A 19,469-nucleotide genomic window follows, 5' to 3' on the forward strand; every position below is an offset into this window, starting at 1 on the left:
CCTTACTCCCGCTCCAGGTATACGGCGCAGTCAACGGGAACTTCCTGCACCGCGGCCAACTCGTTGGCCGGAACAGGGCCGCTGGCCAGTGCCACCCTGTATCCCTCCGGAACGGGTGCCGAAGAGAATCCCATGTTGGCGAGGACCAGGACATCCCCGTTGTGGAATGCCAACAGGCCGCCCTCCGGTGCATGGATGTCCGCCCATTCCAGCGTGCCGAGGCCCAGCCGCCGCCCGGCGCGGAACGCGAGGGCAGCCCGGTACAGCTCAAGGGTGGAGCCCTCCACCCCGTCCTGCTGGTCTGCCGCGAGGGCGCCGAAACTTTCCGGCTGCGGAAGCCAGGGCTGTGCGTGGCTGCTACCGGACGCAAAGCCGTAACCGGGCAACCCGGCGGCCCAGGGCAGCGGCACCCGGCAGCCGTCACGCCCGATTTCGGCACCCTTAGTCCGGAAGAATGTGGGATCCTGCCGCGCAGCGGCAGGCAGCGTGGTGTGTTCCGGCAGGCCCAGTTCCTCGCCCTGGAACAGGTAAGCGGAACCCGGCAGCGCCAGGGAAACCAGCGTGGCGGCCCGGGCCCGGGCCAGTCCCAAGGCGGCGTCCGGCTGCTCATCGTCCGCGGCCAGGCCCTTGGGGAAGGTGGTGGGGTCGGAAAGCCCGAACCGGGTTGGATGCCGAACGGTGTCATGGTTGCTCAGCACCCATGTGCATGGCGCTCCTACGGATGCTGCCGCCGCCAGGGAGGCGTCGATGGCGGCGGCCATCCGTTCGGCATCCCAGCCTGCCAGCAGGAAGTCGAAGTTGAAGGCCTGCTGCATTTCGTCCGGCCGGACGTAGCGGGCCAGCCGTTCCGCCGGTTCCACCCATGCTTCTGCAACCATCATCCTGTCACGGCCGTACTCCGCCAGCACCCTGTTCCAGTCGCGGTAAATTTCGTGCACGCCCTCCTGGTCAAAAAAGGGCGACGGCGGATAGACCGGAGAGACAGCGCGGTGCGGCTCCTGGGCGTCGGTGTGCGCACCCGGCGCATCACCCGGCGGCAGCGTCAGGCTGTGCGTGCCCTCAACCATTGCCGCCGCCCCGTCCCAGTCGGGCAGGCCCTCCTCCTTGACCATGCCGTGCGCCACGTCCACGCGGAAACCGTCCACGCCACGGTCCAGCCAGAACCGGAGGACTGACCGCATCTCCTCGTGGACCTCGGGGTTCTCCCAATTCAGGTCGGGCTGCTTGGTGTCGAACAGGTGGAGATACCACTCGCCCGGCGAACCGTCGGCCTCGGTCACCCGGCTCCACGCCGGCCCCCCGAAAATCGACATCCAGTTGTTCGGCGGCCGGTTGCCGTCCCCGGTTCCCGGCACCTCGTCCTTGCCGCGGCGGAAGATGTAGCGGTCCCGTTCCCGCGATCCGGGGGCCGCCGCCAGCGCCTCCCGGAACCACGTGTGCTCGTCCGAGGTGTGGTTGGGAACGAGGTCCACGATGACTTTCAGGCCCCTGCGGTGAGCATCCTGCAACATCGCATCAAAGTCCTCGAGGGATCCGAACAACGGGTCCACCTGGCGGTAGTCGGCCACGTCGTACCCGCCGTCGGCCTGCGGGGACTTGTAGAACGGTGACAGCCAGACGGCGTCCACGCCCAAGGACTCCAGATAGGGCAGGTGTTCCATCACGCCGCGGAGATCACCCATCCCGTCACCGTTTCCGTCCGCGAAGGAGCGCGGGTAGATCTGGTAGACAACGGCGTCGGACCACCATTCATGCCGGAGTCGGCCGGAGGCAGGAACGCTCGACTTGGACATTTGGTTCCCCTCAGATAACTTTTTGATGTAAACGCTTGCATTCAACACGGCAACCTTACTAGTGTGACAGTCACCACATCAACCTCACCTAGCAAGCGCACTGTCGACTTACTTGTCACTCAGCGAGGAGCTTCAAGCTAATGAAAACCCCTAGATTCCTACTTCCGGTCGCCACTGCCGGCGTCCTGGCCCTGTCCCTGTCCGCATGCGCGGGCGGCGGCGGCGGCGGGACCACGGGCGGCGGCAGCGACGCCGAAGCAAACCTTGACAGCCGGGGTCCCATTACCTACGTGCAGGGCAAGGACAACAGCAACGTGGTCCGTCCGCTGATTGAGAAGTGGAACGCAGCGCACCCGGACGAAAAGGTCACCTTCAAGGAACAGACCGACCAGGCTGACCAGCAGCACGACGACCTCGTGCAGAACTTCCAGGCCAAGAATGCGGACTACGACGTTGCTAGCGTGGACGTCGTCTGGACCGCAGAGTTTGCGGCCAAGGGCTGGCTGCAGCCGCTCAAGGACAAGATGGCCGTCGAAACCACGGGCATGCTTGAACCGACGGTCGAGGCCGGCTCCTACAAGGGAACCCTGTACGCGGCTCCGGTTTCCTCCGACGGCGGCATCCTTTACTACCGGAAGGACCTGGTTCCCGAGCCTCCCAAGACCTGGGACGAAATGATGGAGATGTGCTCCATCGCCAAGGCCAACAACATCGGGTGCTACTCAGGCCAGTTCAAGCAGTATGAAGGCCTGACGGTGAACGCCTCTGAAGCGATCAACTCGGCCGGCGGTTCCGTCCTTAACGACGAAGGCAAGCCGAACCTGAACACCCCCGAGGCTGCGGAAGGCCTGAACAACCTGGTGGAGGCATTCGCGAACGGAAACATCCCCGCTGAGGCCATCACCTACCAGGAAGAAGAAAGCCGCCGCGCCTTCCAGGAAGGCAAGCTCCTCTTCCTCCGCAACTGGCCTTACGTCTACAACCTGGCCACCACTGAGGGTTCCTCGCAGGTGAAGGACAAGCTCGGCATGGCTGCCCTTCCGGGCAAGGATGGTCCGGGTGCTTCGTCCCTGGGTGGCCACAGCGCCGCCATCAGCGTCTACTCCGACCACAAGGCCACAGCCCTGGACTTCGTGAAGTTCCTCATTGAGGAAGAACAGCAGAAGTTCTTCGCAACCCAGGGTTCCCTGGCTCCGGTCTTCGGCGCACTGTACGAGGACCAGGAACTGGTCTCCAAGCTCCCGTACCTGCCGGTCCTGAAGACCTCCATCGAGAACGCTGTTCCCCGCCCGGTCACCCCGTTCTACCCGGCCGTCACCCAGGCGATCCAGGAGAACGCCTACGCAGCCCTGAAGGGTGAGAAGCCCGCCGAACAGGCACTGTCCGATATGCAGAAGTCCATCGAGTCCGCTGGCGCAGGATCGCAGTAAACCATGGCAACCGAATTGGGCCCGACGCCGGTCAAGCCGGCGTCGGGCGCGCCCGAGGTCCATCACGGACCCAAGGGAGTGGGCGAGGACAACCGGATACTGAGCCAGGGCAAGTGGGCTTCCTGGCTGCTGGCACCCACCATCATTGCCTTGGGCATCGTGATCATTTACCCGATTATCAGCGCCATTGTGATGTCCTTCCAGAAGGACGCAGGGCTTGACCCCGCCACAGGCCTCTTCACTGCCGGCGGCCCGGCCGGCATCCAGAACTATGTGAACTGGCTTGGCCAGCAGTGCGCGGCGCCGGGAGGCGGCACCGTTGCCTGTCCGCCGGGAACCCTCGGGGGCCAGTTCTGGACAGCGACGGGCACCACCTTCCTGTTTACCGTGATCACTGTGGTCTTTGAGACGGTTCTTGGTTTCTGGATGGCCATGATCATGGCACGCACCTTCAAGGGCCGCAGCCTCGTCCGCGCAGCCGTGCTGGTACCGTGGGCCATCCCCACCGCTGTTACCGCCCAGCTGTGGCTGTTCATGTTCGACTTCAACGGCATCATCAACAAGCTGTTCAGCGCCTCGATCCTCTGGACCGGCAGCGAGTGGCCGGCTAAATGGGCTGTGATCATCGCCGACACCTGGAAAACCACCCCGTTCATGGCGTTGCTGATCCTCGCCGGCCTGCAGATGATTCCGGCCGAGGTCTACGAGGCCTCGAAAGTTGACGGTGCCAGCGCCTGGCAGCGGTTCCGCCTGATCACCCTGCCGCTGGTCAAGCCGGCGCTGATGGTTGCCATCCTGTTCCGCACCCTTGATGCCCTGAGGATGTTCGACCTTCCGTACATCCTGACGGGCGGCGCCAACAACACCACCACACTGTCCATCCTGGTGATCAACCAGATCAGGCAAGGCTTCAACTCCGCGGCTGCCCTGTCCACCATCACGTTCCTGATCATCTTCCTGGTGGCGTTCATCTTCGTCCGCTTCCTCGGAGCCAACGTCGTGGAGCAAAGCGGAGCAACCGGTAAGGGGAAGAAATGACAACCACAACCGCTTCCTCCGGTTTGCGGGCCCAGCAGGACAAGGGCCGCAAAGCTTCACAGAACCGGGAAAAATGGGCGAGCGTGCGGACATACATCAGCGCCGCCGTCATCCTGATCTGGTGCCTTGCCCCCGCCTACTGGATGGTGGTGACAGCCTTCCGGGACGTGGGATTCACCTACGACACCACTCCCTGGCCCACGCACGTGACGCTGGACAACTTCACCACCGCGTTCGACACTTCGTTCGGCAACAGGTTCGGCCAGGCGCTGATGAACAGCGTCATCATCGGTGTGACCGTTACGGTGGTTTCACTGATCATCGGCGTGTTCGCGGCCTATGCCCTGGCCCGCCTGAACTTCCGGTTCAAGTACCTGGTGCTGGGCTTCATCCTGGGCGCATCCATGTTCCCGGGCGTGGCCCTCATCACCCCGCTCTTCCAGCTGTTCACCAACATCGGCTGGATGGGCACCTACCAGGCGCTGATCATCCCGAACATCTCCTTCGTCCTGCCGCTGACCGTCTACACGCTGACGTCCTTCTTCCGCGAGATGCCGTGGGAGCTTGAGGAATCGGCCCGCGTGGACGGCTGCACCCAAGGACAGGCTTTCCGGAAGGTGATCATGCCTCTGGCAGCTCCGGCAATCTTCACCACGGCAATCCTGGCGTTCATCTCATCCTGGAATGAATTCCTGATCGCCAGCCAGCTGTCCAATGAGGCAACGAAACCGGTCACGGTTGCCATTGCAAGCTTCGCCGGTGCGCAGCCTAACCAGATTCCCTACACCGCCATCATGGCCGCGGGCACCATCGTCACCATCCCGCTGGTGATCCTGGTGCTGGTCTTCCAACGCAAGATTGTGGCCGGCCTGACAGCCGGCGCAGTCAAGTGACAGGCGACGCTTCCCGCTCCCCCTTCAAGGGGGCGGGAAGCGACCGCAGGCGCGTCAGGTCCGGCGAGGACTTTGACATCATCATCGGGTTCCTTGGCTTCTGGGCCCTGGTCCTGCTGGTGGTTACCGTCTGGATGGAAGTGACTGCCCAACCCGCACTAGGCTGGGCCCTCGGCCTGCTGGCCACGCTCCTGGCGCTGTACGGCATGGTGCGGCTGCGGCGAAAGCTGCCCGCACGCACGGCCAGCCAGCGCAGATAGTCTGGGGGTTACGCCATCAGTTAACTCTGCATGGCTACGGAGTGCGGATTATGAAGGCTCGGGGGGCAAAGGCAGGGCGAGCAAGCAGCGGTACGCTGCGAGGAGTTATTAAGGGGACACGGTGGCACGCACAACAGAAAGATCCCAAAGGGGCGGCCACTCCGGAGTCAGCATTGAAGACGTAGCGGCCGCCGCCGGTGTCTCAACTGCCACAGTGTCCCGTGCAGTCCGCGGTTTGCCCAGGGTTTCGCCGGCCACCCGGGAGAAGATCCTCGAGGTCGCCGGGAACCTGGGCTACGTGGCCTCATCCTCAGCGTCGGGGCTGGCGACCGGCCGTACCAAGACCATTGGCGTGCTGGCCCCGTTCGTCAGCCGTTGGTTCTTTTCGAAAGCCATTGAGGGGGCCGACCGGGAACTCCATGCCCGGCAATACAACCTCTCCTTGTTCAACCTCGGCGGCCACGGCAGCAACCGGGAGCGGCTCTTCAGCAAGACCATGGTCTACAAGCAGATCGACGCCCTGCTGGTCCTCTGTATGGCGCTGACCCATGAAGAATTGGACCACCTGCAGAAGATCGATATCCCGCTCGTTGTCGTGGGCGGCCATGTCGAAGAGTGCGCCTACATCGGCATCGATGACTATGCCGCCGCCTCCACTGCCGTGCGGCACCTGATCGATCTGGGCCACCGGGATATCGCGCTGCTGCACGGCGACGACGAGACGGACCTGAACTTCGACGTTCCCCGGGTGCGGATCCTCGCCTTCAAGGACGTCATGACCGCCGCCGGCCTGCCCACCCGCCCGGAGTGGGACGAATGGGGCGATTTCACTGTCCGCAGCGGACAGGAGGCATTCCGACGGCTGTGGTCCCGGCCTGGTGCCAAGCCCACCGCCATCTTTTGTGCTTCCGACGAAATGGCCATGGGCGTTGTTTTCGAGGCGTCGCGCATCGGGGTCAGCGTGCCCGGGGAGCTGTCGGTCGTGGGGATCGACAACCACGATTTCGCCGACGCCATGGGGCTGACCACGGTGGGGCAACGGCCCGATGAACAGGCAGAACTGGCCACCAAGATGCTCCTCGACGAACTGGACGGCGAAGTGGGGTCGGTGCAGTCCGTCGTCGCGCCCCACGAACTGATCGTCCGGCGGACCACCGCGCCGCCCCTCAGCTAGGCAGGCCGCGCCGGCCGGGCGGGCCAGAACGTGCTGGCCAGGACGTTGTGCTCAGGACGCGCGGGCCAGCTGCCGGATGGGAATCCAGCGGGACGCCAGACGCCGGTAGGCAGCGGCAGCGCCGGTCATATCGCCTTCGGCGAGGCACTCGATGCCCAGCCGGATGTCCATCGGGGAATCGTCCGGATAAACCTTGTCCGCTACGGCGCCGTAGTCGAGCTCAACCATGGATTCCACGTGGAACTGTTCGAGCCACTCGGTGAGCTGGGCGAGGTCATCCAGCATGTCCAGGTCCGGGGCCGCCAGCGCCAGGTTGGCTACGGCGTACCGGGCCCGTTCCAAGGCGTCTGTGATGGAAGCCCACACCCTGACGGTGAGGATCCGGCCGGCCGCCTCCACCACATCCTTGTGGTCCGATTCCATGAACAGCGAAAACCAGCTGAACGGGATACCCCAGGTGGATGCGCGGGTGTGCACCCTGATCGAACCGTCGCGGGCTTTGACCTGGTCGATCCGCTCCTGGTGCTTGTCCCGCTGTTCCTCGGGGATCAGCAGCTCCGCGAGCGGGCCGTGGATCCCCTCCATCAGTGCGTTCGCCGCCAGGCCGGCCCGGAGGACCAGCTGGCTGGGACAGTACAGCAGCACGGGCCCGGCGTCAGCGCCGTCGTCGGACGTCCTGCCCTGGGAAGCCGGAGCAGTGGTGACCCGCACCAGATCGGTGCGCCCGGTGGGAAACGGGTCACCACCCGAGCGGGTGATGCGGCCCAGCGAGGCCAACAGCTCAGCGTTTTCGACGGCGGCACGCGAGGCAGTGCGTGCGCCCGCCGCCTGGATGGCCGGGCGCTGCTCCTCCGGAAATGCTTCCAGGGGTTCGTAGACGCGCAGGGTCGAGGAAAACGGCAGGCCTGCCTGGCCCCGGTAGAGGTTTCCCGTCATTGCGGTCTCCTTGCGTGGGTCCAGGTGGCCGTCATCAGTCCGCCAGTTCCACCAGCACGGGTGCGTGGTCCGAGGCGCCCTTGCCCTTGCGTTCCTCACGGTCGATGGAGGCACCGGTCACCCGGCCGGCCAGCGCAGGGGAGGCCAGGACAAAGTCGATCCGCATGCCTTCCCGCTTGGGGAAGCGCAGCTGGGTGTAGTCCCAGTAGGTGTAGACGCCGGGGCCGGGGGTGTAGGGGCGGACAACGTCGGTGAAACCTGCGGACTCGAACGCGTGGAAAGCGGCCCGCTCGGGCGGACTGACGTGGGTGTACCGGTTGTTCACGAAGAGGTCGATGTCCCAGACATCCTCGTCAAATGGCGCGATGTTCCAGTCGCCCATCAACGCCACCTGGGCCTGCGGGTTCTCCGCGACCAGGCCCTGCGCGTGCGTCTTGAGGCTCTCCAGCCACTTGAGCTTGTAGGGCATGTGTTCGTCGTCCAGCGATCGGCCATTGGGGACGTACAGGCTCCAGATGCGGATGCCCGCGCACGTTGCCGCCATGGCCCGGGCTTCCTGCACCGGGTCTTTGCCGGCCTTGCCGAACGAGGGCTGGTCAAGGAAGGTCCGCTCAACGTCTTCGAGCCCCACGCGGGATGCGATGGCCACGCCGTTCCACTGGTTTACACCGAAGTGGGCCACCTCGTAGCCCATCCGCTCAAACAGTTCCCAGGGGAAGTTATCGTCCTTGCACTTGGTCTCCTGGATGGCCAGGACGTCGCAGTCGCTGCGCTGAAGCCAGGCTTCGACGCGGTCTGCGCGGGCACGGAGCGAATTTACATTCCAGGTAGCGATCTTCACAGTTCCTAACTTACCGTGGCCGAACGGCCGCAGGTAAAGCAGGGCGGAAGCTCCGGACGTGCTGACGGCGAAGTGTCCGGACAATGGAACTTAGTAGGAAGTCCGAGTATATTCGCAACCAGTAATGACCTGGGCCACAGGAACCGGACCACTGCGAAGGAGCATCCGCCATGGTGCGCGAGCTGTCCCATTACGTTGAAGGCCGGCATGCGGAAGGAACGTCGGGGCGGTTCGGTGACGTCTTCGATCCCTGTACCGGCCGCGTCCAGGCCAGGGTTCCGCTGGCCGGCCGGGACGAAGTGCAAAACGCCGTAGCTGCCGCCGCAAAGGCTCAGGCCCAGTGGGCGGCGACCAACCCGCAACGGCGGGCCAGGGTCCTCCTGAAGTTCGTGGACCTGGTAAACCTCCACATGGATGAGCTGGCGCGGCTGCTGTCCTCCGAGCACGGCAAAACGCTTGCCGACTCCAGGGGAGATATCCAGCGTGGGCTGGAAGTGGTGGAGTTCGCTGCCGGGGCCCCGCACCTGATCAAGGGCGAGTTCTCAAGTGACGCGGGGGCGGGGATCGACATCCATTCCCTACGCCAGCCGCTCGGGGTGGTAGCCGGCATCACCCCGTTCAACTTCCCCGCCATGATTCCGCTGTGGAAGTCCGGCCCGGCCCTGGCGGCGGGCAATGCCTTCATCCTCAAGCCCTCCGAGCGGGACCCCTCTGTACCGCTCCGGCTGGCGGAACTGTACAGCGAGGCGGGCGTGCCGGACGGCGTGTTCAACGTGGTCAATGGCGACAGGGAAGCCGTGGATGCCCTGCTTGAGGATCCGCGGATCAAGGCCGTCGGCTTTGTTGGTTCCACCCCCATTGCCCAGTACATCTATGCGACCGCGGCCGCGCACGGCAAGCGGGCCCAGTGCTTCGGCGGTGCCAAGAACCATATGGTGGTCATGCCGGACGCGGACCTGGACCAGGCGGCGGACGCCCTCATCGGCTCGGGATACGGCTCCGCCGGGGAGCGCTGCATGGCCATCTCTGTGGCCGTGCCGGTGGGTGCGGAGACCGCGGACCGGCTGGTGTCCCGGCTCCAGGAACGGATCAAGAAGCTGAAGGTGGGCGCCAGCATGGCCCGGGACTCGGACTTCGGTCCCGTGGTGTCCGCGGCGGCCAGGGAACGGATCGAAGGCTACATCCGGGCGGGCGTGGACGAGGGCGCCACCCTCCTGGCTGACGGCCGCGGATTCACGGTGGAAGGCTATGAAGACGGCTTCTGGGTGGGACCCACCCTCTTCGACCACGTCACCCCGGACATGGCCGTCTACCGTGACGAGATTTTCGGGCCCGTCCTCAGCGTGGTCCGGGCAGCCGGCTACGAGGAAGCCCTGCGGCTTTGCACGGAGAACCCGTACGGCAACGGCGTTGCCATCTTCACCCGTGACGGCGACGCCGCCCGGGATTTCGCCACCCGCGTGGACGTTGGCATGGTGGGCATCAACGTTCCCATCCCCGTGCCCCTGGCCTACTACACCTTCGGCGGGTGGAAGGCCTCCGGGTTCGGCGACCTGAACCAGCACGGCGCGGACGCCTTCCGCTTCTACACCAAGACCAAAACCGTCACCACGCGCTGGCCCTCCGGAATACGGCAGGGATCCAGCTTCGTCATGCCGGAAGGAAGCTGATGACGGGACGTTTACAGGACGGATCAGAGGTACTTTTCGAGCGCCGGGGCGCCCTGGCGGTCATCACCCTCAACAGGCCCCGGGCCGTCAACGCGCTGACGGCGGGCATGGTGGGCATGATCCTGCAGCAGCTCACCGACTGGGCGGACGACGACGGCGTGGCCACCGTCCTGGTGCAAGGCGCCGGAGAGCGGGGCCTCTGCGCAGGCGGAGACATCGTGGCCATCTACGAAGACATCCCCCAGGGCGGAACCCGGACCGCGGACTTCTGGCAGACCGAGTACAGGGTGAACTCCCTGATCGCCCGGTACCCCAAGCCGTATGTGGCGCTTATGGATGGCCTGGTGCTGGGCGGTGGGGTGGGGATTTCCGCCCACGGTTCTGTCCGCGTGGTCACCGAACGGACCAGGACGGGCATGCCGGAGACCACCATCGGCTTTGCGCCCGACGTCGGCGGAACCTTTTTGCTCGCCCGCGCACCAGGGGAGGCGGGAACCCATGCGGCGCTGACGGGGGCGCACCTGGACGGGCCGGACGCCTTGTACCTGGGGCTCGCCGACCACTATGTCCCGTCCGCCCGGTTACCCGAACTGGTGGCGGCGCTCGAAAGCGAAAGTGCGGAAGCCGCCGTCGGACGCTGCGTTGAGGACGCTCCGCCCTCGGCCTTGGCCGGGCAGCGCGAGTGGATCGACTCCTGTTATTCCGGAACCGACGCCGAGGACATTGTCCGCAGGCTCCGCGCCTGGCAGGGCAGCGGCGGAGCGGAAGCACGGCAGGCCGCCGACGCGATCGAAGGGAAATCCCCAACCTCGGTGAAGGTAACGCTGGAATCGTTGCGCCGGGCCCAGCGGATGACGCTTGATGCAGCCCTCGCGCAGGAGTACCGGGTGGGCCTGCGATTCCTTTCGGGCCCGGATTTCCGCGAGGGCATCCGCGCTCAGGTGGTGGACAAGGACCGCAAGCCGCGCTGGCACCCGCCAACCCTCAGCGCGGTGCTCCCGGAGCATGTTGCCCGGTTTTTCCAACCACTCGATCGGGAACTGGACCTTGGCACAGCAGGAAACCTGCAGTTGAAGGAGACGGACCATGCCTGAAAAGTACACTGTTGCGTTCCTTGGCCTGGGGCATATGGGTGTTCCCATGGCCGCGAACCTCGTCAAGGCAGGTCATACCGTGGCCGGTTATGACGTGGTGCCCGCAGCTCTGAAGGCCGCAAGGGCGCGGAGCATTCCGGTGGCGGCCAGTGCCACTGAAGCGCTCGCCGGGGCGGACGTGGTGTTGACCATGTTCCAAAGCGGCCAGCAGGTGCTCGACGCCTACCGCGGAACCGGCGGGCAGCCCGGCCTGCTGGTGGCAGCGGCCCGGGGGACCATGTTCCTGGACTGCTCCACCATCAACGTTGATGAGGCAAGGGAGGCAGCCCGCCTGGCGGTCGATGCGGGACACCGCTCCGTTGATGCCCCTGTTTCGGGCGGCGTGGTGGGTGCCGAAGCGGGAACGCTCACCTTCATGGCGGGCGGAGATGCAACGGACTTCGACGCCGTCCGGCCCCTCCTCGAGGTGATGGGCAAGCGGGTGGTGCACTGCGGGGCGCACGGCGCAGGCCAGGCGGCCAAGGTCTGCAACAACCTCATTCTTGGCGTGTCCATGATCGCCGTCAGCGAGGCCTTCGTCCTGGGCGAGAAGCTGGGACTGAGCCACCAGGCCCTCTTCGATGTCGCGTCGGCGGCCTCCGGGCAATGCTGGGCGCTGACCACCAACTGTCCCGTGCCCGGTCCCGTCCCCACCAGCCCGGCAAACCGCGACTACCAGCCCGGTTTCGCCGGCGCGCTGATGGCCAAGGACCTCAACCTCGCCGTCAACGCCCTGCGCAGCACGGGAGTGGCCGGGCGGATGGGGCCGCTCGCCGCCGAGATCTACGATACGTTTGCCGCGGAGGGCGGCGCGGGCCGGGACTTCTCCGCGATCATCACCGATATCCGGGAGAAGTCCGCCGGCACACGGGCGTCCCAAGGGGTGGCTGCCCCGCCAGCTGCTGCCTTACGGAACGCAGCCCCACCAAACAATGCACCTATAGCCCACGACGACGGGAGTCCTGAATGACGGAGTACGCCAACATCCTGGTGGAGCAGCAGGGACGGGTGGGGCTGGTAACGCTTAACCGGCCACAGGCGCTGAACGCACTCAACAAGGCCACCATGGAGGAGTTGGTCTCCGCCGTCACCGCGATGGATTCAGATCCAGGGGTCGGGGCTGTGGTGATTACCGGATCCGGCAAGGCATTCGCCGCCGGCGCCGACATCAAGGAGATGGCGGCCCAGGGCTACATGGACATGTACGCGGCCGACTGGTTCCGCGGCTGGGAGGATCTCACCCGGCTCCGCATCCCCACCATCGCGGCAGTCTCCGGTTTCGCCCTGGGCGGCGGCTGTGAGCTGGCAATGATGTGTGACCTCGTCATCGCAGGGGACAACGCCAAGTTCGGCCAGCCGGAGATCAACCTGGGAGTGCTTCCGGGAATGGGCGGGTCCCAGCGCCTGACCCGGGCAGTGGGCAAGGCCAAGGCCATGGACCTGATCCTGACGGGCAGGTTCATCGGGGCGGAGGAAGCCGAGCGGTGCGGCCTGGTGTCCCGGGTTGTTCCCGCTGAGGACGTGGTGCCGGAAGCCCTTAAGGCCGCCGAAGTCATCGCGGCCAAGTCCAAGCCGGTGGCCATGGCGGCCAAGGAGGCCGTGAACGCTGCCTTCGAAACGGGCCTCGCACAGGGCGTACTGTTCGAGCGCCGGCTCTTCCACTCGATGTTCGCCACCGAGGACCAGAAGGAAGGCATGGCCGCGTTCACGGAGAAACGGCAGCCTGCTTTCAAGCACCGGTAACGGCCATCGACTCCCGGTAGGCGGCGAGGTCGCGCTCCATTTCCTCCGCCATCAGGTGGTTGTTGATGACGACGGCGGTCCAGGCGGCTGACGCAGCCGACGCCAGCACCTGTGCCTTCATGTCCGTGACGTTGCCGGCCGCCCACACGCCCGGTACGGCCGTGGCGCCCTCGGCGTCGGTTTCGAGGTAGTCGCCGATGCCCGTCGGGTGCGGTGAGGCGGACAGGCCCAGGCCGGCGAAAGCCTGGACCCGGGCGTGGGTCCGTGCGCCCACCACCAGGGCGTCAACGGCAACCTCCGGGCCGCCGGCGAGAGCCACCCCGCGCAGCGCGTCGCCTTCCACCCGAAGGGTTTCCACGGCGCCTGCCACTACCTTGATGCCGCGGGCTGCCAGCTGTTCGAGCTCTGCGTCCGTGGGGACAGCCCGGTCGTTGAGGAACAAGGTGATGTTGCAGCTCCACTGCCGGAACAGCAGGCTCTGGTGCACGGACCACGGCCCGTTGCCCAGGATTCCGATTGCCTGGTCCTGCACTTCCCAGCCGTGGCAGAAGGGGCAGTGCAGTACATCCTTCCCCCAGCGCTCCCGAAGGCCCGGGATGTCCGGCAGGTGATCCACCAGGCCAGTGGCAATGAGGAGGCGCCGGCCGCGCAGCTGCCTCCCGCCGTCGAGAGTTACCTCAAAGCCCTGCCGCACGTCGCCACTCGCGGCGGCTGCCTCTCCATTGATGATCACCCCGCCGTAGCGCTCAACCTCGGCGCGCCCGGCTGCCAGCAGGTCCGCCGGACTAATCCCGTCCCGTGAGAGGAAGCCGTGGACGCCCTCGGCGGGGGCGTTGCGTGGTTCACCCCTGTCCACTACCGCTACCGACCGGCGGGTACGGCCCAGCATCTGGGCTGCGCTCAGGCCCGCGGCGCCGCCGCCAACAATGAGGACGTCGTAGATGGAATCGTTGCTGGGACTGATGTGTTGAGTCATGTATTCATGGTCTTCCGCAGGGCGCAATAGTGGCAAACAATTTTGCCGGTATGGCAAAATTGGGGGGTGGAGGAAAACTTCGACGACGTCCTCGCCGCCGTTGGCCCCCGGCTTAAGGCGCTGCGGGTGGCACGCGACGTCACCCTCGCGGCGCTCGGGGAGGCCACCGGAATCTCGGTCAGCACGCTGTCCCGGCTCGAATCCGGCCAGCGCCGGCCCAACCTCGAACTGCTCCTGCCCCTGGCAAAGGCCCACCAGGTGCCCTTGGACGAGCTCGTGGGAGCACCGGAGACGGGGGATCCGCGGGTGCACCTCCGCCCTCTCGAGGCCCACGGGATGACCATCATTCCGCTGACCAGGAAACCGGGCGGCATCCAGGCCTACAAGCACATCCTGCCTGCCGGCCGGCTTGAGGAACCCAACCCGCAGGTGCATGAAGGCTACGAGTGGCTGTATGTGCTCAACGGGAAGCTGCGCATGGTACTGGGCAGCCAGGACCTGGTCCTGGGTCCGGGGGAAGCGGCGGAATTCGATACGCGCATTCCGCACTGGTTTGGCAGGGCGGACGGCAGGGCGGTGGAATTCCTCAGCTTGTTCGGAACCCAGGGGGAGCGGATGCACGTCAGGGCAAAGCCGGCCTCCCTAAGATAGGGGGCCTGCGAAGGCTGCCAGGTTCCCTCCAGGCCCGTAATGTAGACAGGACCGCAGGAAACAGCGGGAATTGGGGAGAAGCACATGAGCGTAACAGTGGCGGGCGCGGCCGGCCCTGCAGACGGACTCGGCGGTCTTGTGGGCGTTGCCGCGCGGGCCATCGACAGCCTGGGGGAGTGGGGCGTCGGTGCCTTTACCCTCGCGGAAACAGTCCTTCCGCCCATCCCCAGCGAGGTGATCCTGCCCTTGGCGGGCTACCTCGCCAAACAGGGGTCCCTCAACCTGCTCCTTGTCTTTGCCACCAGCACGCTGGGTGCCTATACCGGGGCGCTGTTCCTCTATTGGCTGGGCGCGAAGCTGGGGCTGGAGCGGTCCATCCGCGGGCTGTCCAGACTCCCTCTGGTTGACCGGGAAGATTTCGAGCATGCAGCCGGATGGTTCCGCCGCCATGGCCGGTCTTCCATCTTTTTCGGCCGGCTGCTGCCCGGTGTGCGCAGCCTCATTTCGCTGCCCGCCGGCGCCTCCGGCATGCCGCTGGCAACCTTCAGCCTCTACACGCTTGCCGGGAGCGGGCTGTGGAACGGTGCCCTCATCGGGCTTGGATACCTGCTGGGCACGCAGTACCGGCTTATTGAGCAGTACTCCCGCTTCCTGAACTATGCCGTCTACGCGGCGTTGGGCGCTGCCGTGGTCCTGCTGGTGGTCCGGCACGTGAAGCGCGCGAAGGCAAACCGCTGACCTGGGGCCCTGCCGCCCGTCACTCCTTAAAATCGCCGGAATTCCGGCGGAAATCACCTAGGATCCGGATCAGGAGGTCCACATCATCCGGACTGAACCCCGGGTCGCTGAACACCTCGCTGTTCAGCGCCGCGGTGGAACGCCGGGCCAGGCTGCGTCCCTCGGCGGTGAGTCCGATAAGCGTGGTGCGGCCGTCGGTTGGATGAGGGGAGCGGGCCACCAATCCGGCCCGCTCCAGCCTGTCCACCGCATTGGTTACCGACGTGGGATGGACCTGAAGCAGGGCGCTCGCCCTCTTCATGGGCAGTGAGCCCCTCCGGGCGAAACTCAGCAGCGCCAGGAGCTCGTATCGGGCAAACGTCAGGCCGAACGGTTTGAGGGTGGCTTCGATCCTGGCGAGGAGGATCTGCTGGGTCCGCATGACAGCGGTGATGGCCGCCATGGGTGCAGCGACCTCCGCCCAGCCCTGCTCTTCCCAGTTGCGCCGGGCCTCGGCGATAGGGTCGCGGGGCAGATGCGCGCCCATGCCAGTCCCCTTTCCGGAAAATCCTGTGAATATACTAGGACATCCAACGGTTCGTTGACGGAGGGATCTTTGCCCGTGCAGCCCCAAGGACATGGCGCCAGCCCACCGCCCTTTCCCGACGCCGACCTGATCCACGTCGTGGAGCTGCTGCCCACTGCCGAACGCGAACGCTACGCCCGCACCCGTGAATTCCTCCAGGCTTCCGTCCGGCCCGCGTCACTGGGGTACTGGAACCGCGAGGAGTTTCCGTTTGGCCTGCTGCAGGACATGGCCGGCCACGGACTCGGAGCGTTGCAGATCGATGGCAGTTCTGCCCTGTTTAAAGGGCTGATGTACGCGGAGCTGGCCCGTGCCGACGTATCCCTCTCCGCAGTAGCCGGCATCCACAACGAACTGATCGTGGGAATGGTCAGCCAGCTGGGTTCTGACGCGCAGAAGCGCCGCTGGTTGCCCGGGCTTACGAGCTTCAGGGAGCTGGGAGCCTTCGCCCTGACCGAGCCCGGCCACGGTTCGGATATCTCCAGGGGCCTTGAAACTTCCGCCCGGCTTTTGGGCGGCGAGTGGATCCTCAACGGGACCAAGCGCTGGATTGGTGCCGGGACGATTGCCGATTTTGCCCTCGTCTGGGCGCGGGACCAGGCCGACCAGGAAATCAAGGGATTCATCGTGGAGACCGACCGTCCCGGCTTCGAAGCCACCAAGATCTCGAACAAGATTGGCCTGCGCATCCTGCAGAATGCCGACATCACACTCGACGATGTCCGCATTCCCGCCAGCAACGTGCTCCCAGGGGCCGCCGACTTCGCGTCCGCCCAGGGGTTGCTGCGGGACTCCCGGGCGTGGGTGGGCTGGCAGGCCGCCGGTATTCAGTTCGCTGCCTTCGACGTCGCCCGGGACTATGTGCTGGGGCGCCACCAGTTCGGCCGGCCACTAGCGGGCTTCCAGCTGGTCCAGCAGCAGCTTGCCGATATCCTGGGGAATGCCTCCGCTTCCCTTGCGCTGATGGTGCAGCTGGCCCGGCTCCAGCAGGACGGGCAGCTGGAGATGGCGCAGGCTGCCATGGCGAAGGCCACCACCACCAGGCTCGCCCGGGCCTCAGTGGCCATGGGTCGGTCCCTGCTGGGCGGCAACGGCATCAGCGGCGACTTTGGAATGGCCAAGCTGTTTGGTGATGCCGAGATCCTCTACACGTACGAAGGCAGTTACGAAATCAATTCACTTCTGGTGGGCAGGGCAGTCACCGGCATTTCCGCCTTCACCTGAGCAGGGTTTGCCGGGGGCCGCATGCGGACGTTGTCCCGGGCGCCGTGCATCGATAGCATCAAGGAGGTAAGCCTACTTACTGTTGGTCTGCTCCCTTTGGGGGTGCGGAAAGGGAAGCCCCGATGCGCGTCAATAAGTCAGTGATTGTGATCACCGGTGCGTCGAGCGGGATTGGCCGGGCCGCTGCCCTTCGGTGCGCCGACAAGGGCGCGCGGCTGGTCCTGGCAGCGCGCGGAGCCAAAGCACTGGAGGTGGTGGCGCGTGAGTGCAGGAAACGCGGGGCGAAAGCCATCCCGGTGGTTACTGACGTGACAGACCCTGCCATGGTGGACAGCCTGGCAGCGCGAGCCGTGGCGGAGTTCGGACGCCTGGACGTTTGGGTCAACAATGCGGCGGTGGGAGCGTTTGGACGGCTCAACGATATTCCACCGGCGGACTTCCAGAGGGTCCTTGACGTCAATATCTCCGGATACGTGAATGGTGCGCGCGCCGCCCTGGCCCGCCAGGCAGCCCAAGGCTCAGGGGTTCTGGTCAATGTTGCCTCCATTGTGGGAGAAACCCCCTTGCCCTATTCCGCAGCGTATTCCGTCACCAAGGCGGCGGTCCGGTCCCTTAGCGTCAGCCTGCGTTCGGAACTGGCACTCGAGGGGCTGTCCGGCGTGAAGGTATGCACGGTCCTGCCGGCCACCATCGACACCCCGTTCTACCAGCACGCCGCCAACTACACCGGACGGCGCCCATCGGCCATGCCCCCCGTCTACACGGCGGAACGTGTGGCGAGGGCAATAACGAACGTCATCGAACGGCCCCGTCGCGAAAAAGTGGTGGGAGGGCCTGCCGCGCGCCTGATGGTCCTGCAGCACAAAGTCACCCCCAGGATCCTGGAAGCGTCCATCGCCCGCCAGGTTGACAGGAAGCAGCTGCCCCGCCGGAAGTCTGCCCCGGACACTCCGGGAAACCTGCACCAGGCTTCGGAATCCGTCCGGAGGGGCTCGGTCGCCGGGGGCTGGCACGGCAGGCGGCGGACTGTCCAGCGGAGGTTCCTCACGGTGGCAGCGTTGTCGGGGGCAGTGGTGGCCGCGGGGAAGATGCGGGGCTGACGGGTTGCATGCTGTTTCCCGGCCAGCCGGTAGCCGGCCGGGAAACAGCCTCCCTAGAGGTTCGTCTCCGCGTAGGTCCGCAGCGCGTCGCGCACAAACCCGGCGCCCGCCTCACCGCCGTAGTTTGCCGCGAACCGGGCGTCTGCAACATACATGTCCGCGAGCCCGGTGACGTAGCCTTTGACGTCACCGCCGGTTTCCGAGGCAGGGGTGCCCGGGATGGACTCCAGCCATTCGACGTGGCGCCGGGCCAACTCCTGGGCTTCAGGGCCGTCCGGGGCAACACCCGATCCGGCAGCGGCGAGCCAATCCTTTCCCAGCTGCTCGGAGCGGGCCTTCCACTGCTTTTTCTCCGCTTCCCCCATGCCCCGCCACCACGAATCGCCCCTAGCGTAGGCATCCTTGCCCCAGCGTTCCTCTACCTCGTCTTTGTACTGTGTGTGGTCAAAGCCATCAAACATCTTCTCTGCCATGAGTTCGCCTCCTTTTTTAACCGTTTCGATTGTTTGCCGGACGGACACGATCTGCCGCGAAAGCCTTTCCTGCTCCTGCCGGAGCCACTCCAGATGGCGGGTCAAGGCCTTCACGGCGTCCGTCTGTTGCTGGAAGACCTCGGCGATGGCAGGCAGCCCCAGCCCCAGCCCGCGGAGGAGCAGGATCCGCTGGAGCTGAAGGAGGGCGGCGCCGTCGTAATGGCGGTAGCCGTTGCTGCCCACCCGGCTGGGCTTGAGGAGCCCAATGTCGTCGTAGTGCCGGAGCGTGCGGCTGGTGGTGCCGGCCATCCTGGCGATGTCCTGGATGGACCAGTCCCTGGCTGCTTCCGCCGTGGTTTCTTCCATGGTCCGAGCCTAGGGGTTGACGCAGCGTCAAGGTCAAGGGGGCCGCTTCAACGGGCGCGGCGGTTCCGGGGTGAACGGTTCCGGGCCTGCGCCACGAGGCGGGTGAACGCCAGGATGAAGACGGCTTCGATCAGGAGCATCAGCCCCACCAGGACCCACTGCTCCCGGGCAACAAAAACAATGCAGCCGGTCAGAGCCAGTACCGTGCCCAATGCCAGGGTGTAGGTGGCGAATCCCACGGCAACCCGGGCGCTGCGCACTCCCGTGCGGAACCCGAAGCCTTGGGGTTCACCGCCAGGATACCCAGGCACGCGGTCCGGCGCGGCAGGCCCCAGGGAATCAAACTCGTCCCAGGGATCCTTGTCCTGGGCATCTCCGGTCATGCTCCAATTATCCCAAAGACGGCTCCCCGGATGGGCGGGCTTCAGCGCAAAACAGCGGCCCCTCCAGCTTTCGCTGAAGAAG

At 65.6% G+C, this 19,469-nt stretch carries 20 protein-coding genes; 13 read left to right on the plus strand and 7 right to left on the minus strand.

The features are described 5' to 3' along the window. Positions 1 to 2: 2 nt before the first annotated feature. The gene (locus AC5RUU_RS06430) at positions 3 to 1,793 is read right to left on the minus strand and encodes a glycoside hydrolase family 13 protein (RefSeq protein ID WP_493974382.1); all 1,791 of its coding nucleotides are present in this window, start codon (positions 1,791 to 1,793) and stop codon (positions 3 to 5) included. Positions 1,794 to 1,933: 140 nt separating this feature from the next. On the opposite strand from AC5RUU_RS06430, the gene AC5RUU_RS06435 reads away from it, so the two are divergent. The 5 genes from AC5RUU_RS06435 (at position 1,934) to AC5RUU_RS06455 (ending at position 6,588) form a co-directional block, all read left to right on the plus strand. Next, positions 1,934 to 3,223 carry an ABC transporter substrate-binding protein gene (locus AC5RUU_RS06435; RefSeq protein WP_493974383.1) on the plus strand — a complete coding sequence of 430 codons (1,290 nt, stop codon included), beginning with the start codon at positions 1,934 to 1,936 and terminating at the stop codon, positions 3,221 to 3,223. Positions 3,224 to 3,226: 3 nt separating this feature from the next. After that, positions 3,227 to 4,261, plus strand: coding sequence for a carbohydrate ABC transporter permease (locus AC5RUU_RS06440; protein ID WP_493974384.1), 1,035 nt, complete (start codon positions 3,227 to 3,229; stop codon positions 4,259 to 4,261). Next, the gene (locus tag AC5RUU_RS06445) at positions 4,258 to 5,154 is read left to right on the plus strand and encodes a carbohydrate ABC transporter permease (RefSeq protein WP_493974385.1); all 897 of its coding nucleotides are present in this window, start codon (positions 4,258 to 4,260) and stop codon (positions 5,152 to 5,154) included. Before AC5RUU_RS06440 ends, AC5RUU_RS06445 begins: the two co-directional genes overlap by 4 nt. After that, complete coding sequence (locus AC5RUU_RS06450) at positions 5,151 to 5,414, plus strand: hypothetical protein (protein ID WP_493974386.1); 264 nt, start codon at positions 5,151 to 5,153, stop codon at positions 5,412 to 5,414. Before AC5RUU_RS06445 ends, AC5RUU_RS06450 begins: the two co-directional genes overlap by 4 nt. A 121-nt stretch (positions 5,415 to 5,535) precedes the next feature. Continuing rightward, positions 5,536 to 6,588 carry a LacI family DNA-binding transcriptional regulator gene (locus AC5RUU_RS06455; RefSeq protein ID WP_493974387.1) on the plus strand — a complete coding sequence of 351 codons (1,053 nt, stop codon included), beginning with the start codon at positions 5,536 to 5,538 and terminating at the stop codon, positions 6,586 to 6,588. A 51-nt stretch (positions 6,589 to 6,639) separates the two neighbouring features. On the opposite strand, the gene AC5RUU_RS06460 is transcribed toward AC5RUU_RS06455, so the two are convergent. Both AC5RUU_RS06460 and AC5RUU_RS06465 read right to left on the minus strand, forming a co-directional pair. Further along, positions 6,640 to 7,524, minus strand: a complete 885-nt coding sequence (locus AC5RUU_RS06460) for a DUF8083 family protein (RefSeq protein ID WP_493974388.1) — start codon at positions 7,522 to 7,524, stop codon at positions 6,640 to 6,642. A 34-nt stretch (positions 7,525 to 7,558) separates the two neighbouring features. Next, positions 7,559 to 8,365, minus strand: a complete 807-nt coding sequence (locus AC5RUU_RS06465; protein WP_493974389.1) for an exodeoxyribonuclease III — start codon at positions 8,363 to 8,365, stop codon at positions 7,559 to 7,561. Between the two features lie 170 nt (positions 8,366 to 8,535). Here AC5RUU_RS06465 and AC5RUU_RS06470 point away from each other — a divergent pair, with 170 nt between their 5' ends. The 4 genes from AC5RUU_RS06470 to AC5RUU_RS06485 are packed head-to-tail and all read left to right on the plus strand — an operon-like array spanning position 8,536 to position 12,911. Beyond that, positions 8,536 to 10,035, plus strand: coding sequence for a CoA-acylating methylmalonate-semialdehyde dehydrogenase (locus tag AC5RUU_RS06470; RefSeq protein WP_493974390.1), 1,500 nt, complete (start codon positions 8,536 to 8,538; stop codon positions 10,033 to 10,035). Continuing rightward, the gene (locus AC5RUU_RS06475; RefSeq protein ID WP_493974391.1) at positions 10,035 to 11,129 is read left to right on the plus strand and encodes an enoyl-CoA hydratase/isomerase family protein; all 1,095 of its coding nucleotides are present in this window, start codon (positions 10,035 to 10,037) and stop codon (positions 11,127 to 11,129) included. Before AC5RUU_RS06470 ends, AC5RUU_RS06475 begins: the two co-directional genes overlap by 1 nt. Then, entirely contained in the window at positions 11,122 to 12,138 is a 1,017-nt protein-coding gene (mmsB, locus tag AC5RUU_RS06480) for a 3-hydroxyisobutyrate dehydrogenase (protein WP_493974392.1), read from the plus strand. Before AC5RUU_RS06475 ends, mmsB begins: the two co-directional genes overlap by 8 nt. Beyond that, entirely contained in the window at positions 12,135 to 12,911 is a 777-nt protein-coding gene (locus tag AC5RUU_RS06485) for an enoyl-CoA hydratase (RefSeq protein ID WP_493974393.1), read from the plus strand. The genes mmsB and AC5RUU_RS06485 overlap by 4 nt, the downstream gene beginning before the upstream one ends. Here AC5RUU_RS06485 and AC5RUU_RS06490 read toward each other — a convergent pair. Further along, the gene (locus tag AC5RUU_RS06490; RefSeq protein ID WP_493974394.1) at positions 12,898 to 13,887 is read right to left on the minus strand and encodes an NAD(P)/FAD-dependent oxidoreductase; all 990 of its coding nucleotides are present in this window, start codon (positions 13,885 to 13,887) and stop codon (positions 12,898 to 12,900) included. The genes AC5RUU_RS06485 and AC5RUU_RS06490 overlap by 14 nt on opposite strands. A gap of 66 nt (positions 13,888 to 13,953) precedes the next feature. On the opposite strand from AC5RUU_RS06490, the gene AC5RUU_RS06495 reads away from it, so the two are divergent. Together AC5RUU_RS06495 and AC5RUU_RS06500 are read left to right on the plus strand one after the other, a co-directional pair. Continuing rightward, entirely contained in the window at positions 13,954 to 14,538 is a 585-nt protein-coding gene (locus tag AC5RUU_RS06495; protein WP_493974395.1) for a helix-turn-helix domain-containing protein, read from the plus strand. A gap of 84 nt (positions 14,539 to 14,622) precedes the next feature. Beyond that, positions 14,623 to 15,276: a DedA family protein gene (locus tag AC5RUU_RS06500; RefSeq protein WP_493974396.1), complete on the plus strand. Its 654-nt coding sequence runs from the start codon at positions 14,623 to 14,625 to the stop codon at positions 15,274 to 15,276. A gap of 19 nt (positions 15,277 to 15,295) precedes the next feature. Here AC5RUU_RS06500 and AC5RUU_RS06505 read toward each other — a convergent pair whose 3' ends face one another. Next, positions 15,296 to 15,802 (minus strand): MarR family winged helix-turn-helix transcriptional regulator, encoded by a 507-nt coding sequence (locus AC5RUU_RS06505; RefSeq protein ID WP_493974397.1) that lies wholly within the window; start codon positions 15,800 to 15,802, stop codon positions 15,296 to 15,298. Between the two features lie 69 nt (positions 15,803 to 15,871). Here AC5RUU_RS06505 and AC5RUU_RS06510 point away from each other — a divergent pair, with 69 nt between their 5' ends. Both AC5RUU_RS06510 and AC5RUU_RS06515 read left to right on the plus strand, forming a co-directional pair. Further along, positions 15,872 to 17,065: an acyl-CoA dehydrogenase family protein gene (locus AC5RUU_RS06510; protein ID WP_493974398.1), complete on the plus strand. Its 1,194-nt coding sequence runs from the start codon at positions 15,872 to 15,874 to the stop codon at positions 17,063 to 17,065. A 122-nt stretch (positions 17,066 to 17,187) separates the two neighbouring features. Then, positions 17,188 to 18,165, plus strand: coding sequence for an SDR family oxidoreductase (locus AC5RUU_RS06515; RefSeq protein WP_493974399.1), 978 nt, complete (start codon positions 17,188 to 17,190; stop codon positions 18,163 to 18,165). A 53-nt stretch (positions 18,166 to 18,218) separates the two neighbouring features. Here the strand turns inward: AC5RUU_RS06515 and AC5RUU_RS06520 are convergent, their stop codons facing one another. Next, positions 18,219 to 19,004 (minus strand): MerR family transcriptional regulator, encoded by a 786-nt coding sequence (locus AC5RUU_RS06520; RefSeq protein WP_493974400.1) that lies wholly within the window; start codon positions 19,002 to 19,004, stop codon positions 18,219 to 18,221. 47 nt (positions 19,005 to 19,051) lie between these two features. Beyond that, on the minus strand, positions 19,052 to 19,387 hold the full coding sequence (locus AC5RUU_RS06525; RefSeq protein ID WP_493974401.1) for a hypothetical protein: 336 nt from the start codon (positions 19,385 to 19,387) through the stop codon (positions 19,052 to 19,054). Positions 19,388 to 19,469 lie beyond the last annotated feature (82 nt).

This window comes from Arthrobacter sp. K4-10C (assembly GCF_059090085.1).